At 26.4% G+C, this 15966-nt stretch carries 17 protein-coding genes and 2 tRNA genes; 5 read left to right on the top strand and 14 right to left on the bottom strand.

Translation table 11 applies throughout. The features are described from left to right. The first annotated feature begins 16 nt into the window (after positions 1-16). Both AC5SL0_RS03130 and AC5SL0_RS03125 read left to right on the top strand, forming a co-directional pair. Positions 17-973: a site-specific integrase gene (locus tag AC5SL0_RS03130; RefSeq protein WP_494618705.1), complete on the top strand. Its 957-nt coding sequence runs from the start codon at positions 17-19 to the stop codon at positions 971-973. Between the two features lie 2 nt (positions 974-975). After that, positions 976-1680 (top strand): FkbM family methyltransferase, encoded by a 705-nt coding sequence (locus AC5SL0_RS03125; RefSeq protein WP_494618704.1) that lies wholly within the window; start codon positions 976-978, stop codon positions 1678-1680. Here the strand turns inward: AC5SL0_RS03125 and AC5SL0_RS03120 are convergent. From AC5SL0_RS03120 to AC5SL0_RS03075, 10 genes are all read right to left on the bottom strand, one after another. Next, positions 1673-2236, bottom strand: coding sequence for a class I SAM-dependent methyltransferase (locus tag AC5SL0_RS03120; RefSeq protein WP_494618703.1), 564 nt, complete (start codon positions 2234-2236; stop codon positions 1673-1675). The two genes, AC5SL0_RS03125 and AC5SL0_RS03120, sit on opposite strands and share 8 nt — an antisense overlap. Next, complete coding sequence (locus AC5SL0_RS03115) at positions 2233-3114, bottom strand: glycosyltransferase family 9 protein (RefSeq protein ID WP_494618701.1); 882 nt, start codon at positions 3112-3114, stop codon at positions 2233-2235. The genes AC5SL0_RS03120 and AC5SL0_RS03115 overlap by 4 nt, the downstream gene beginning before the upstream one ends. 12 nt (positions 3115-3126) lie before the next feature. Continuing rightward, positions 3127-5250 carry a glycosyltransferase gene (locus AC5SL0_RS03110; protein ID WP_494618700.1) on the bottom strand — a complete coding sequence of 708 codons (2124 nt, stop codon included), beginning with the start codon at positions 5248-5250 and terminating at the stop codon, positions 3127-3129. Continuing rightward, the gene (locus AC5SL0_RS03105) at positions 5250-5501 is read right to left on the bottom strand and encodes a GIY-YIG nuclease family protein (RefSeq protein WP_494618699.1); all 252 of its coding nucleotides are present in this window, start codon (positions 5499-5501) and stop codon (positions 5250-5252) included. The genes AC5SL0_RS03110 and AC5SL0_RS03105 overlap by 1 nt, the downstream gene beginning before the upstream one ends. A 5-nt stretch (positions 5502-5506) precedes the next feature. After that, a tRNA-Glu gene (locus AC5SL0_RS03100) sits at positions 5507-5581 on the bottom strand. A 49-nt stretch (positions 5582-5630) separates the two neighbouring features. Beyond that, on the bottom strand, positions 5631-7325 hold the full coding sequence (recJ, locus tag AC5SL0_RS03095) for a single-stranded-DNA-specific exonuclease RecJ (RefSeq protein ID WP_494618698.1): 1695 nt from the start codon (positions 7323-7325) through the stop codon (positions 5631-5633). Next, the gene (gene glpX / locus AC5SL0_RS03090) at positions 7322-8269 is read right to left on the bottom strand and encodes a class II fructose-bisphosphatase (RefSeq protein ID WP_494618697.1); all 948 of its coding nucleotides are present in this window, start codon (positions 8267-8269) and stop codon (positions 7322-7324) included. Before glpX ends, recJ begins: the two co-directional genes overlap by 4 nt. Continuing rightward, the gene (locus AC5SL0_RS03085; protein WP_494618695.1) at positions 8269-9261 is read right to left on the bottom strand and encodes a putative transporter; all 993 of its coding nucleotides are present in this window, start codon (positions 9259-9261) and stop codon (positions 8269-8271) included. The genes glpX and AC5SL0_RS03085 overlap by 1 nt, the downstream gene beginning before the upstream one ends. 2 nt (positions 9262-9263) lie before the next feature. Further along, the gene (locus AC5SL0_RS03080; RefSeq protein ID WP_271622870.1) at positions 9264-9545 is read right to left on the bottom strand and encodes an ETC complex I subunit; all 282 of its coding nucleotides are present in this window, start codon (positions 9543-9545) and stop codon (positions 9264-9266) included. A 4-nt stretch (positions 9546-9549) separates the two neighbouring features. Further along, a tRNA-Pro gene (locus AC5SL0_RS03075) sits at positions 9550-9626 on the bottom strand. Positions 9627-9719: 93 nt separating this feature from the next. On the opposite strand from AC5SL0_RS03075, the gene AC5SL0_RS03070 reads away from it, so the two are divergent. The 3 genes from AC5SL0_RS03070 to AC5SL0_RS03060 are packed head-to-tail and all read left to right on the top strand — an operon-like array spanning position 9720 to position 11967. Further along, positions 9720-10232: a zinc-ribbon domain-containing protein gene (locus AC5SL0_RS03070; RefSeq protein WP_494618694.1), complete on the top strand. Its 513-nt coding sequence runs from the start codon at positions 9720-9722 to the stop codon at positions 10230-10232. 4 nt (positions 10233-10236) lie between these two features. Continuing rightward, the gene (gene nhaA / locus AC5SL0_RS03065; RefSeq protein WP_494618693.1) at positions 10237-11409 is read left to right on the top strand and encodes a Na+/H+ antiporter NhaA; all 1173 of its coding nucleotides are present in this window, start codon (positions 10237-10239) and stop codon (positions 11407-11409) included. Positions 11410-11454: 45 nt separating this feature from the next. After that, positions 11455-11967 carry a glutathione peroxidase gene (locus tag AC5SL0_RS03060; protein ID WP_006996916.1) on the top strand — a complete coding sequence of 171 codons (513 nt, stop codon included), beginning with the start codon at positions 11455-11457 and terminating at the stop codon, positions 11965-11967. Here the strand turns inward: AC5SL0_RS03060 and AC5SL0_RS03055 are convergent. Genes AC5SL0_RS03055 through AC5SL0_RS03040 form a run of 4 tightly spaced genes read right to left on the bottom strand, consistent with a single transcriptional unit; the run spans position 11956 to position 15966 of the window. Then, positions 11956-12735, bottom strand: coding sequence for an MBL fold metallo-hydrolase (locus tag AC5SL0_RS03055; protein WP_494618691.1), 780 nt, complete (start codon positions 12733-12735; stop codon positions 11956-11958). The two genes, AC5SL0_RS03060 and AC5SL0_RS03055, sit on opposite strands and share 12 nt — an antisense overlap. Next, entirely contained in the window at positions 12735-13499 is a 765-nt protein-coding gene (locus tag AC5SL0_RS03050) for a TatD family hydrolase (RefSeq protein ID WP_494618690.1), read from the bottom strand. Before AC5SL0_RS03050 ends, AC5SL0_RS03055 begins: the two co-directional genes overlap by 1 nt. Further along, positions 13492-15033, bottom strand: a complete 1542-nt coding sequence (gene metG / locus AC5SL0_RS03045) for a methionine--tRNA ligase (protein ID WP_494618689.1) — start codon at positions 15031-15033, stop codon at positions 13492-13494. The genes AC5SL0_RS03050 and metG overlap by 8 nt, the downstream gene beginning before the upstream one ends. Continuing rightward, positions 15034-15966: a DNA polymerase III delta subunit-related protein gene (locus AC5SL0_RS03040; RefSeq protein WP_494618687.1), complete on the bottom strand. Its 933-nt coding sequence runs from the start codon at positions 15964-15966 to the stop codon at positions 15034-15036.

Here is a 15966-nt window from a genome sequence, read left to right as displayed (position 1 = left end):
ATCAATAGTAATAAAGATGAATAATATAATTACAGACTTAAAGGCTTTACAAGAAGAAACATTATTAAACTTACAAAACTCTAAAGCTAATAACACTGTAAGAGCTTACAAGTCAGACTTCAATGATTTTGGAATATTTTGTGCACAAAATGGATTTAAGTCTCTACCATCAGATCCAAAAATTGTTTCCCTGTATTTAACATATTTATCAACAAAAAATGCTAAAATGAGCACTTTGAAACGTAGACTTGTTTCAATAGGTGTTATCCACAAGTTAAAGGGTCACTATTTAGATACAAAACATCCAGCAATTATTGAAAATATTATGGGAATAAAAAGAAGAAAAGGCAGTCTTCAAAAAGCCAAAAAACCTATATTAATCAATAGTTTAAAAAAAATAATTAATGTTATAGATCAAGAAAAGAAGGAAGAAATTAAGAAATTAAGAGATAGATCTATAATACTGATTGGCTTTTCAGGTGGATTTAGAAGAAATGAAATAGTCTCAATAGATTGTGATGATTTAGATTTTGTTCCAGAGGGTTTAAAAATAAGCATTAGAAGATCTAAAACTGATCAGTTTGGTGAAGGTTTCACAAAAGCTCTGCCCTACTTTGATAATTCTCAATATTGTCCTGTTGTATCATTAAAAAAATTACTAGATCTATCAAAAATAAACACAGGACCCGTTTTTAGAAGATTTATTAAAGGGTCAAAGTTGTCAGAATACAGATTAACAGACCAAACAGTAGCTTTGCTTATCAAAAAATATATAAATTTAGCTGGTATAGATAGCAGAAATTATTCAGGCCATAGTTTAAGATCTGGTTTTGCCACATCGGCTGCTGATTCTGGAGTTGAAGAAAGAAATATTATGGCTATGACGGGACATAAGTCCGCTGAAATGGTCAGAAGATATATTAAAGATGCAAATCTATTTAAAAATAATGCATTAAATAAATTAAAATTTTAAAAATGTTTAATTATCTTAAAAAAATTTATTATGAAAAATACACAAAAAAATCTTATTCAATAAGCAATGTTGATTTAGTAATTGAAAGAATATTTAAAAATAAGAATGATGGTATTTATATTGATGTTGGATGTAATCATCCAATTAAATATAATAATACTTATCTTCTATATAAAAAAGGTTGGCATGGTTTAAACATTGATTTAGATAAAAAATCAATTGATCAGTTTAACAAACTAAGAAAAAGAGATATTAATATACTAACTTTAGTAACTTCAACTGATAATGAAGAAAAAGAATTATATTATTATCACGAAAGATCAGCAATAAATACTATTAGTAAAGAATTGGCTAAAAGTAGGAATCAACGACATAAAGAAATAAAGAAAATAAAAGGAATATCATTGAATTCTATTATTGAAAACTCAAAATTTAAGGAGTCAAAGATAAATTTATTATCAATTGATATTGAAAATTATGAATATGAAGCATTAAAAAATTTTAATTTTGATAAATATGAAATTGATGTCATTGTTACAGAAATAACTGATATTAATGTTAAGAATTTAGAAATATATAATTTATCATTAGAAAATATTGTAGAAACAAATCTATATAAATTAATGTTAAAAAATAATTATAAATTAATTAACTGGGTAAACGCTGATTTAATATTCATTAGAAAAGCAAGTAGTTTATTTATTTAGATAAAAGTACCTGATAGTCTGTTTCATAAATAATTTTGAAATTATTTTCTTTAAAATAATTTATTGATAAATTAGTTTTAGATCCTTTGTCATCTAGCAAAATTAACGAATTAGCATGAAGTTTAGTAATTGCAATTTGAGCTTCTTTTAATTGATGATTTGAAGCAGCAATAGGGTCATGACCATCTAAGGAATCAAGGTATAATAAATCAATTTGATCTTTAAATTCTTTTAAAAAAATCAAGCTATCTTCAATATAAAACTCTATATAATTGGAAAAGTTACTAGTAAATTTTTTCGCATTGTTAATATTTTCTGCAGAAATATCACAAGTATGCAACTTACTATTAGTAAATTTAGCATATTCCGCAAACATTGGAGTGCTCATTCCATCTTTCCAATTATATTGTTTAATAAAAAAAAATTTTGTTTTTCCTCTCGCTGTTCCAGTTTCAACAATAGTTTTAAAATTGCGCTTGAAAGAAAGTTCCAAAGTTTTTTTAAACGATTGGTAACGAATGTTTTTAATATTGTTATATTTTTTTAAAAATTTCACAACAAATGTATTATTTCATTAGATAATTTATAAAATTTATCCCTGTACAAAAAATTGTAATTTCTAAAATGACTTGTCCATTTGCTGTAATTATAAGATTTATCTATAATGTCTATCTGTTTTATATTTTTTGCAGCTGCAACATGTGAAATAGCACCATGACAAGAAATTAAAGTATTTGAATTTATTGTAATTTTTTTAAGTTCTGTAAAATCTAATCCTTCATATAAATTTACTTTTAGTCCATCAAGTTTGGGTTTAATTTTTTTTATAATATTTGGTAAATTAAAGCCTGTAGTTATTATTAAATTTTTATCACTTTTTTTAATTAATTTTTTTATAAAATCAATTAATTCGTTTTCAGGTGGCTCGATATCTACAAATTTTTTTATATAGTCATTAGTAATCCATTTTTCATCGAAATGTAATTGTATATAATTTTCATTACACAATTTTTTATTTTCTATATGACTTAATGTGTTTAAAGAATCATGAACATAATCAATATTAATCTTTTGAAGAATATCTTTAATTATTTGAATATGTGTAATTTTATTTGAATTAGAAATGTTAATTTTATTCAATGATCTTAAAAAAAAAGAAATTAATTTAGACCTCTTTTTATCATCATGAATAATTATAGTTTCATATTTAAATTTAAATAAATTAAAAAAAACATTCAATTTACTAAATAAATTATTATTTAATTGTATAACTTGATCCACATAAGGGAATGTTTGAATGTATTTTGAATTTTTATTTGAACCTACGACTATTATATTAGCTGTTGGATCGCTTTTCTTGATACACTTTAAAAGAATAGCTGAAATCAAAAAATCTCCTATCCTATCTGTTCTAAATATGAGATATCTATTCATTGTGTTTTAAGTTTAGTTTTCCCAAATAAATTTATTTTTACTTCTATAATCAAAAGTTTTTGAAAGAATAAAATCAGCTACAATTGTAGAGTTAAAATTTTTTAAATAAGTGTCACGACCATTTTTTGCAATTATTTTAGCTTCTTTTTTGTCTTTTTTATATTTATTAATTTTATAACTCAGGTCATTTATGTCATTATAAAAGATAATTTCTTTATTTGAGAGAAAATCATTAAAACAAGTTTTTTTATTAATAAATGTTAATAAACCATTCCCCAAAAGTTGTGCAATACGGTCACTACTATAGTATTTAACGGGCTCTCCCCTACTCAAGTTAATACCCATGCTTGATTTTGAAATTGCTTTTATAAAATTATCACCCCATACAGGCTGAATATTGTTCATGCCATAAATATCAAAATCAATTTCTTTATTTAAATTTTTAAGTTTATTAATGAATAATTCTCTATCATCAAATTTCCCTTTTTTAAGTTCCCCTCTATGAACACCATGACTCATTGCAAAAAAAACATCATTTTCACATTTATTTTCATAATTTTTTAAAATTTCAAACGATTCATCTGAAGGATTAGGCATGAAATATGAATTTTTAATTTCCTTACGTAAAGCGCTCGGGCTTGAAGTTAAAAATGTGCTATCAATAAAATTAACTTTATCTAAAATTCTCTTATTATTTTTAATATAGTCTGGGCCTTTTTTACCAATAGGGTCTAAGAACCATTGACAAATTTTCAAATTTTTATTTTTATTTCTAATAACGTCTAAAGTTTCATTTGTAATTGAATCTGCGTGTCCCAAAACTAGGCAGTCTGCCTTGAAATTAATTGAATTTTCGATCAAATCTTTTTGTAATTTTTTTTTACCTTTAATATCAAATATATTCTTATTATCATGGGTCAAATCTCTATCACTTACCGTTAATACGTTGTGACCAAGTCTTACAAATCCATTATTAAGTCTCCTACTTGTATTATAATGAAGTCTACCGTTAAAACGTCTATTAAAGTTTGTTGCATGTATTATTTTTAAAACAATTTTCTTTTTGATATTGAATAATTTGATTGATTTATCATGGTAATCAATTTTTCTTAAATCATCTATAATTTTAGTAACATAAGTGTGGGTAAATTTAAAATTTTTGTAATTTTTTGTTTGTAATGATAATAGTCTTTTTTTATTAAGAATAAGGGTTTCAATTTCTTTGAAAATATTTTCTGAATTCAATGCCTTTAGCTTTATAGCGTGAAGTGCTGTTTCGGGAAGACCTCCTCTATTACTTATTATTACAGCAGATCCTCTACTAGCTGCTTCCAGACTAGTTCTTCCAAATGGCTCCTCCCATCTTGAACAAATAACTGAAATACTGGCTTTTTTTAAATTATTAAGAATAATATTATTATCTTTAAAACCAGAAATTTTTAGATTTTTATGATTAAAAATATGTTTTTCTCTTGGTTCATCACCATAGACCATTGATTTCCAATTAGGGTATTTGTCTAAAATTTTAATTATTGCTTTACCAAATAAGTCATAACCTTTTGCTCGATTTAATTTACCAATAAAAGTGATTATATTTTTTTTCTTTTTAAAATTAATCTTAACTTTAGATGATGATTGAAAACATATGGATGATTTTTTAATGTAATGCTGATATTTATCTAAATTTATAAAGAATCTACTTCTAGTCCACTCACTATTAAATATTATTTTATCAACATTATTGAGTAAACTCATGCGCTCTTTACTAGTTCTAGAGCCATTCATTTGTAACGGGTCATTATGAAAATATAAAAATAACCTATTTTTATATTTTGTCCTAATTTTTTTAATATAATTAGGTCTATTATGAACTTCGATTAAATCTGAATTTAATGTTTCTTTGTGTTTTAAAAAACTTTTTACGTACTGATTATTAGAACTAAAAAATATCTTCTTTTTAAAAGTAAGGTTGATATAATTGTTAGACAGAATTTTTTTATAAATTGTATTGCCAAAAATTTTTGTAGTTTTTTGATAAATACTATTTTTAGTAATATCATTAACAAATAATGATACAGCACCTGCTTTATTAGAAACAAAATTTTCTTTATAAGGTAGTAATATAGAAATATTCATTAAATAGACTTCTCTAAAAGCTCCTTTCTTAATATTTTATTTTTTTTAAGGCTGTACTCAAAAGACATTGCTTCATTTTTAGTTTTAAATTTTTTACTATATATCAGGATCCATTTATATCCTTTTGTTGATTTGGCGCCTTTATTAGAATTGTGTTTATTTAGTCTTAAATTCAAGTTGTTAGTATACCCAACGTAAGTTTTTTTAACTCCTCTAGAAATAGATTTGAGCATATATGTGTAATAAAACATATTTTTGGCGGTCCCTGGGGGAATCGAACCCCCCTTTGCAGGATGAAAACCAGCTGTCCTAACCGATAGACGAAGGGACCATGTTGTGATCTTTTATTTTAAAAGTCAATATTTATCAAGTCCAATTAACTATAAGATAAGGTCCTTTATAGTTAATTGATTAGATTTTTTATTATTCCATATATTTTCATTGATTTGACCTATCACGTCAATTTTATTTTTATAATTCATTAAATATTCACCAACTTTAGTATTAATAGAGTTAAATGATATTGATTTAATTGAAAACCCTGTTTTTGATTTTAGTATCAAAGATACATGTTTATTATTTAATATTGTAGACTTAATTATTTTTAAGTCTCTTAATAAAAAAGTTGGTACCGGGTTTCCTGTGCCAAAAGGTTCTAATTTCTTAATGTCATCATAAAAATCCTGATTAAATGCTAGAGATGAAATCTCTGACTCATATAAAAATATATTACTATTTAAAATATTTGATTTTAAAAAATCCTCTGAAATATAATTTTCAAAATTTTTAAGTTTTTCTTTATTTAGAGTAAATCCTGCAGCCATATTATGACCACCACCATTTAAAATTATCTTTTGATCTAAGGAATTTTTAATTACACGGCCAATATTATAGTTATAAACTGATCTAGCAGAACCTTTTAATAATTTATTAGAAGCAGTAATAACAATAGAGGGTTTATTAAAGTAATCCTTTAATCTTGCTGCAATAATTCCTATTAAACCTTCATTAATATTTGGATTATAGTAAATAATTACATCTTTATTTTCTATTTCAATTTTTTTAAAGTCAATTTCTTCTAATATTGAATTTTCAATTTCTTTTCTTTTATCGTTTAGTTTAATTAGGGATTTTGATCTATCATTTACAACTAGATCATTATTAGAAGATAATAATTCTGTGGCATATTGAGACTTTCCTAATCTACCACCAGCATTTAATATTGGACCAATTAAAAATCCTAGATCATTAATATTAATTCTATTTTTTTTTTCATTTAATTTAAATAAAGTATTAATCGGTGAATTTTTTGTTATATCAAAATTTTTGAGAGCTTTTATTGCAATTAATCTATTAAGTTTTCTTAAAGGCATAACATCACATACTGTAGCCAATAAAACATATATTAAATAATCAGATATAATTATTTCACTTTTGATTTTTTTAATCAGTAAATCTAAAAAAAAATATGTAAGTGTTGTTGCGCACAAATAATCGTACTCTCTATAACCATCATCTTTTTTTGGGTTTATAATTGAATTTGCATTTGGAAAAGGCTTATCAATTTCGTGATGATCAATGATTAAAGATTTTATTTCATTCTCATTTAAGAAATCTATTGCATCATTAGATGTTGAGCCACAATCCACCATAATAATTAATTTAGGGTTTTCTAAGATCAGTTTTTTGAATAGTTTTTTTGTAGCTCCATAACCATCCTTTTCTCTATCAGGTATATAATAAAAAAATGGATGATTTATATCTTCAAAAAATTTAACAAATAAAGATGTAGCTGCAGATCCATCAACGTCATAATCGCCTAAAATGCATATTTTTTCATTATTATTGATAGAATTTACAACAAGATTAATAGATTGACTGAAATCTTTATTATTTAAAAAAACGTTGTTTAAATCTAAATCTGTATTGATTGTTGCTATTTCATCATTGTCAAATCTTCTTGAAATAATTAATCTAGATAAAATTTCACTAAAATTATATTCTTGTTTTAATTTATCAACAATGTTTTGATTAATTTTTTTTTGTTCCCACTTCTTACCTGAGACAGAAATCATTCTGAAATAAGATTTGTGCTCTTTAAGATTTTTGTAAATTTTAAACTTTTATGTGTAACTAATGTTTCGGTTATATATTTGTTATTATGAATTTTTACACCAGCTAACATCTCACTTGTAGTAATTCCTGTAGAGCAAAATATAGAGTCTCCTCTTATAATTTCATTTAATTCATATTTTTTGTTTAAATCAGTTATTCCCATATTGTTTGCATCTTTAATATCCTTGTCGTTATCAAATATAAATCTCCCTTGAAAATGGCAGTCAAAAGCATCAAGGGCTGATGCTGCTAACACTCCTTCTGGACCACCGCCAATACCCAAAAATATATCAACATTATATTTTGGATTTGTCACATACAATGCACCAAGAACATCACCATCAGTAATTAATTTAATATTTATATTTAGCTGCTTTAATTCATCAATTATTTTTTTGTGTCTTGGTCTGTCCATTACACAAGCTGTCAGTGATGAAATATCTTTGTTTAGAAAGTCCGCAAGATTTGTTACATTTTTCTTTAATGGAAAATCTAGATCAACTAATCCTTTTTCAATTGGGCCGGTTGCAATTTTATCCATATACGTTTCTGGCGCATTAAAAAGATTTCCTTTTTCTGCAATAGCAATAACAGAAGTTGCACCAGGCAAATTATTTGCTGCAAAATTTGTACCCTCTAAAGGGTCAACAGCAATATCAAAATAAGGTCCTTTTTTATTTCCAAGCTTTTCACCTGTATAAAGCATGGGAGCCTCATCGAGTGAACCTTCACCAATAACAACTTCACCATTCATATCTGTTTTATTTAATTCTGATCGCATTGCGTCAACAGCTGCTTGATCTGCTGCAATTTTGTCTTTTTTTCCAACCAAATAAGAAGAGGCTAGTGCTGCTTTTTCAGAAACTTTAACAATTTGATCAACATATTTTTTATCAATAGCCATTAATCTTTTTGAGTAATTGATTCTGTGGTATTAATTTTAGATTCAAATTCTTTTAATCTTTTATAAACACTGGCTAACTCTATGATTGTAGGCCATGATCTGAAAATATATTGCATGGACCCCTCTACTCTGCCAAAAGCTCTTATAATTTGTTGCATTACCCCTAATGTCACAACGCCTGCTACTATTGCTGGAGCTAAAAAAACATAGGCCGAGAGAACATTAGCTTGAAGATAAGTTATTCGACCTAGATTAAAGTAAAAATATCTTAAGTAAGATTTAAAATGAATTTTTCTCACATCATTAAATAATTCATCAAGGTTCTTTGGTCTTATTGTTATATCATCTTCAGCTATAACTAATAATTTTCTATAAGAAGCCTCATTCTTTTGAAGATCATACTCAACACCAACTAATCTTAAAATTGAACCTAATATAATTAAGAAAAGAGTTCCACCTACAGTCCATATAAATGCACCTGTAACTAAACCATAATTCCAATCCCCAAAAAATAAAATAGGTATTCCAATACTTAAACCAAATAAAATAGGAGTGAATTCAACAAGCATCATTATTGCTTCTATAAAACTTGTACCAAGTCCTTCCATAATTCTTGAAAATTTTATTGTGTCTTCCTGAACCCTTTGTGAAGCACCTTCAATAGTTCGGGCTTTATCATAGACGCTGTGATACCAATCAATCATTGCAGTTCTCCATCTGAATAAATAATGTGAAGTAAAAAAAGCAACAACTGTAGCTAAAGCCACGTAAATACCCGCTAATGTAATAAATGATAACAAGCTTGCCCAGTACTCACCAATTGTGATTGAGTTCGGGGCTGCTAAGGCTTTTTGTATCATGTCATAGAACTGACCAAACCATTCATTTATTTTAACATCAATTTGAACCTGAACCCAAAGCGATGAAAGAATAATAAATGAACCAACCCATGACCATAATCGCCATTCTTTTTGAGTGAAAAATTTAAACATTATTATTTTAAAAAATTATCTGCGTAAGATTTTTTGACCATTTTTCTTTTTTGAGGTTCAATGATTTCAAAGTCAATTTTATTTTTTTTTGCATATTCTATTGCTAATTCTTTAGAAGAAAATTCTAAATTTAATTCTGAAAGAGTATTTGAGTTAGTTTCCCAGCCCATTAAAGGATTAATTCCTGTATCTTCAGTTTCAAATTCAATTAACCATTTGTCTGATTTACCTAAACCAGACTGCATTGAATTTTTAGTGGGTATATAAATTTTTGCTTTTTTCATAAAATGGTCGGGGCGGCAGGATTTGAACCTGCGACCCTCTGGTCCCAAACCAGATGCGCTACCAGGCTGCGCTACGCCCCGATTGAGGTACTAATACATTAGATATTGATAATTTCAAAGAATAAAGAACATCAAAAATAAGGCTTTTTTACAAGAATCAGATATACATCATTTATGATCATCACTTGCAATATTTGTAATAAAAAATTCGATGTAGACTCAAGTTTAATTCCCAACATGGGTCGTTTATTACAGTGTGCTAGCTGTGATCATAAATGGTTTTTTAAAAAAGTAGTTCCTGAAAACACAGTAAGTTCAGCTGATGAAGATATTAGTAATGATAATGTTAATATTTTTAAACAAAATAATTCACCGATTAATGATGTAGAAAGTGTATCAGATGCGTCTAATGACGAAGTAGAAGTTAACTTAGAAGAAAAAACTATAGAAAAAATTGAGATAAATAAAGCTGAAAGCACACAAGTAAACAGAAAGCCAAAAAAACAAAAGAATTTTAAAATATTAAATATTTTCGTTGTATCAATTATTTCTTTCATTGCTTTTATAATTATTGTGGACACGTTTAAATATCCTATAGGGAAAATTGTCCCAAATATCGAATTTATACTTTATAATCTGTATGAAAGTATTAAAGATATCTCATTATTTATTAGAGATTTAATATAAAATTATGATTAAAAATCTTTCAAAGCCTTTTAAATGGTTTTTTCAATTAGAAGCAGCAAGTGGTCTTGTATTATTAATTGCAGCAATTATTGCTCTGGTAATAAGTAATTCTAGTTTAAGTAATTTATATTTTGATACATTAAACCAATACCTATTTATAGGTATTAATGATTTCGGTTTAAAACTTTCCGTACATCACTGGATTAATGACTTATTAATGGCAATTTTCTTTTTCTTTGTAACACTAGAAATAAAACGAGAGTTTATTCAAGGTGAGCTTTCTAATTTAAAAAAAGCATTGCTGCCAATTATAGGAGCTGTAGGAGGAATGGTGGTCCCTGCTCTAGTCTATGTTTTTATAAACCTTGATAATTCTGAAACATTGAATGGTTGGGCAATTCCATCTGCTACAGACATAGCATTTTCATTGGGAATTTTATCCTTACTTGGTTCAAGAGTTCCAATTTCTTTAAAAGTTTTTTTAACAGCTCTTGCTATAATCGATGATCTTGGTGCAATATTGATTATAGCCTTTTTCTACTCAGGTGACTTAAGCATAAGTTATTTAAGTTTAATCTTAATTTCATATATTTTATTACTTACATTAAATAAATTTGGCGTTAAAAAGTTTATTCCCTATTTAATAATTGGTGCCTTCATGTGGTTCTTCACATATAAGTCTGGAATTCACGCAACAATAGCAGGTGTTCTTTTAGCTTCAACCATACCTCACAGAATTAAAGAAAAAGATTTCTCTTTATTAATTAAATTAGAACATGCAATCAGTCCTTATGTTGCTTTTATGATAATGCCTATATTTGCATTTGCTAATGCAGGCGTATCTTTGGAGGGGCTATCATTAACTTCATTATTAGAACCTGTTCCATTAGGCATTCTTTTAGGGCTATTCGTGGGTAAACAGGTTGGGGTTATGCTTGTTTCTTTTATTGCTGTTAAATTTGGTGTAGCTCAAATGCCAGATAAGTCTACCTGGTTAAGCTTATACGGAGTTTCAATATTAACAGGGGTTGGTTTTACTATGAGTTTGTTTGTTGGAAACTTAGCCTTTGCCGAAAATATTCAATATATTGATGGAGTAAAAATTGGTGTTCTTGCTGGATCTTTACTGTCTACTGTATTTGGATATTTTATATTATTGTATGCTTCTAAAAAATAAGCAATGGTTTATAAAAATAATTTATTAATTCTATTAATTCTATCTATGTTTACATTTTTTGAAAAAGTTGATGCTAAATATGAAAAGCTATTTTTTGATCATTCAATAAAAAATATAAATAATGAAACTATTGATTTAAATCAATATAAAGGAAAAACTATACTTTTGGTAAATGTTGCTAGTAAGTGTGGATTTACAAAGCAATATACAGGCCTGCAAGAACTTTATGAAAAGTATAAAGACAGGGGCTTCTATGTAATTGGCGTTCCATCAAATCAATTTGGTGGTCAAGAACCAGGCACTAATTCAGAAATTAAAGATTTTTGTGAAACTAATTTTAATATTACTTTTCCAATAACAGACAAAACTGATGTTAAAGGTAATAATGCACATGACTTATATAAATGGGCAAAAAAAAATTATGGTAATTCTACTGTTCCTAAGTGGAACTTTCATAAGATTTTAATTAATAAAGAAGGAAAAATACAGGACACGTTCAATTCTTTTATTACACCAATGTCAGACAAGATAACAAAACAAATAGATTTAATTCTTTAAACTAACGGTCAAACCATCAAAACCAGGAATAATATTTTTAGGTAATTTTTTCTTAAGTTTTATATAATCTAAATCGCTATGCATGTTTGTTAATATAGTTTTTTCAGGAGTAAGGATTTTAACCATTTCTAAAACTTGATCTAAATTGAAATGGGCTGAATGATTTCGGTACCACAGACAATCAATAATCAAATATTCTAAATTTTTTAATTTTTTGTAATCTTTTTTAAAGAACAAGCTAATATCACTTGCATAGGCTAATTTATTATTAATTAGGTAGCAAATACTTTTAATCTTACCGTGTTGAACGGGTATTGATTCAATTTTAATTTTTTTATCTTTAATTGTAAATTCATGTTTTTTTTTAAGGCTATTAATATTTAAAGTTGATGGATAACCAAAAGATGATTTAAAACAATATTTAAAAGTTGAAAGCAAATATTTCTTAGTATTAATGTCCGCATAGACTGGAATTTGTTTCTTGTTTATCAAAAAAAATGGGCGCAAGTCATTAATACCATGTGTCTGGTCAGCATGAAGATGGGTATAAAAAACTTTACTAATAGATTTAATTTTATTTTTTAGAAGTTGTGACCTCAAATCTGGCGATGTATCTATTAAAATATTTTGATCATTAAATTTAATTAGAGCAGAACACCTTGTTCTAAAATTCTTTTTATTTTTTAAATCACAATCTCCAGAATATCCATCTGCTCTAGGTACACCCATGGAGCTACCACTACCCAAAATGACAAATTTAAGAGACATTATAGATTAAAAAGTTTATTAAAATTTTGAGTGGTTAAATCGGACATTTCTTGATCAGTTTTTTCTTTTAAAATAGATAATTTTTCTAAAGTATATTTAATAAAACTTGGTTCATTTTTTTTCCCTCTCATTGGTATGGGCGCTAAAAACGGACTATCTGTTTCAACAAGCAGTTTATTTAAGGGAATATTCTTAAAAGTTTCCTGAAGCTCTAAACTATTTTTAAAAGTAATTATTCCACTTGCTGAAAAAAAAGCATTTAATTCTATTAATTTATTTGCAAAATTTAACGAACCAGTAAAACAATGCATTAAAATTTTAAGTTTTTCTGATTTATATGATTTTAAAATTTCATATGTTTCTTTCTCTGCATTTCTAGAATGTATGATAATAGGCATATTAAGCTCTATAGAAGCCTCTATATGAGCTTTAAAGCTATCAATTTGCCTTTCTTTATTACTATGATTATAAAAAAAATCTAAGCCGGTTTCACCAATACCAATAATTCGTTCATTTTGATTTACTTGACTTGTTATATAATTTTTATCAATTAAATGACTTTTATCAGTCTCATGAGGATGGATACCAAAAGTTCCATAAATCATCGGGTCGGTTTTAATAATTTTTTTTATCCTATCAAAACTTTCAGGTGTCGTGCATATGGTTAATAATTTTGAGATTCCGACTTCTTTAGATCTTTTTATAACTTCATTTAAATTTTCAAGTAAAGGTTCATGATCTAAATGACAATGAGAATCAATCATGCTTCTTTTCAATTTTTTTAAACAAAATATCTATTTTGTTGATTGGTTTACCAGATATTAGATAGTCATGTTTTGCGATAGATTCTAAATTAATTGAATCAACATTTAAATCAAAAATCTTTAACGCTTTTTCTATTGAGCTTGGAATTATTGGATAAAGCATAAATGAAATTTTTCTAATCATTTCTAAAGATGTATAGACAATGGTATTTAATCTATCTTTATCATCTTTTTTTTTCCAAGGTTCTTGATCGTTAAAATACTTATTTGCTTCAAATAAAGCGCTAACAATGAAATTAATATAATAATTAATATTTTGATTATCAATTTCAGTTCTTATTAGATCTAAATTATCAGTAAATTTATTTAGCATCACTAAATCTTCATCATTAAATTTTGTATTAACTGGTACCAATGAAGAGCAATTCTTCTCAGCAAATGCAGTCACTCTTTGACATAGATTACCATAATTATTAGCCAAATCACTATTGATACAATCCTCTAATCTATCTTGTGAAATATTACCATCATTTCCAAATGAAACTTCTTTAATCAAATAATATCTTAATGGGTCAAGTCCATAAATTTCAATAATATCTAAGGGATCAAGAATATTTCCTTTTGATTTTGACATCTTTTCATCACCAGATAAAATCCAGCCATGACCATATACTTTCTTAGGTAAAGGTATTTTTGCAGCCATTAAAAATGCTGGCCAATACACAGAGTGAAATCTTAATATATCCTTACCTATTAAATGAACAGATGCAGGCCAAAATTTTTTAAACAGCTCATCATTTGTGTCTGGGTAGTTTAAAGCACTTATATAATTGGTTAGTGCATCAAGCCAAACATAAATTACATGATCTTGACTATTAGGAACCTTGATGCCCCAAGAGAATGCTTTACGGCTTATGGATAAGTCTTTTAAACCACCTTTTACAAAACTAATTACTTCATTTTTTCTGGATTTTGGTGAAATAAAGTCTGGATTTTTTTCATAATAATTTAGTAGTTCATCTTGCCACTTTGATAATCTAAAAAAATAAGACTCTTCCTCTATCCATTCAACCGAAGAACCAGATGAAATGGCTATTTTAACGTTTTCTTTCTCAATAATTTCTTCATCACTGTAATAAGCTTCGTCAGAAACAGAATACCAACCAGAATATTTTGATAAATAAATATCGTCATTTTTTTCAAGTTCATTCCACAGATGTTGAACTGTTTTTTTGTGTCTTTCTTCAGTAGTTCTAATGAAATCAGTATTAGATAAATTTAATGTTTTTGAAAGATCTCTAAACGTTTGACTAATTTCATCACAAAAAGTTTGAGGATCAATTTTTTTTCTCTCTGCTGCTCGTTGTATTTTTAAACCATGCTCATCCGTACCTGTTAAAAAATGAACATTGAACCCATCTATACGTTTAAATCTTGCAAAAAAATCAGCAACAATACTTGAGTATGCATGACCAATATGGGGTCTCGCTGAAGGATAATAAATTGGTGTAGTTATATAGTAATTTTTATCCATTTATAACAATTTTGATTTAAATTCTAAAAATAAACTTTCTTCATCTAGATTAAATTTTTCCGTATTATAAATTTTTTTTATAAATTTTTGATAAAAATTAATTAATGTAACCTTTGAATTTGTTATCAGATATTTTTTCAAAAAGAATAGCTCGATTAAATTTATTAATAAAATTTTGACAGGTTTATTTTTCTTATAGTAATTATTTTCTATTATCGAACTTATAAAACTTGAAATAGTGTGATCCTTTAAATTAATAGATTTTTCTTCTGCAAAATTAAACAAACTAATAATTTCACCGGGTGAATTATAAAAACTTAGTAAGTCGTAATTAATAAAATCAAGTACATTTTTATCCAGTATTAAATTTGAAATACTTAAGGACTCATTAAATGTAAAATTAATCTTGAATGTTAAACATCTTGATTTTAGTGTGGGTAGTATATTTTTTTCACTATTATTTATTAAGATAAAAAAAACATTTTCATTTGGTTCTTCAATAATTTTAAGTAATGCGTTGACAGAATTCTTATTTAGATTTTCAACATTATCTATTAAAATAAATCTTGCCATATTATTAAATGTTGATTTATTTGTGTAACTAATCATTTCACGTATTTGACCTACATCAATGCTTTTTTTTTCTGCTAATAAATCTATTAAATAGAAATTTGGATGGGAGTTATTTTGCAAAAGTTTATAAGATTTATTGTCCTTATGGATGCAAAAATTTTCTAAATTATATTTATAATCCTCATTTTCGGATAAAATATAGTTGATTAAATGATAGGCTAATGTTGATTTTCCTAATCCTTTTTTCCCAGACAGTAAAATTTTATTAGGCAATTTTTTGTGCTTATATAGTCCACTTAATTCATGAAAAAAATTATCCATACCATAAATTTTAGTGTTTTCAGATGGTTTTAAATTCAT

The sequence above is a fragment of the Candidatus Pelagibacter sp. PS_16 genome (assembly GCF_059417965.1).
This window is presented reverse-complemented; position numbering and strand designations above follow the sequence as displayed.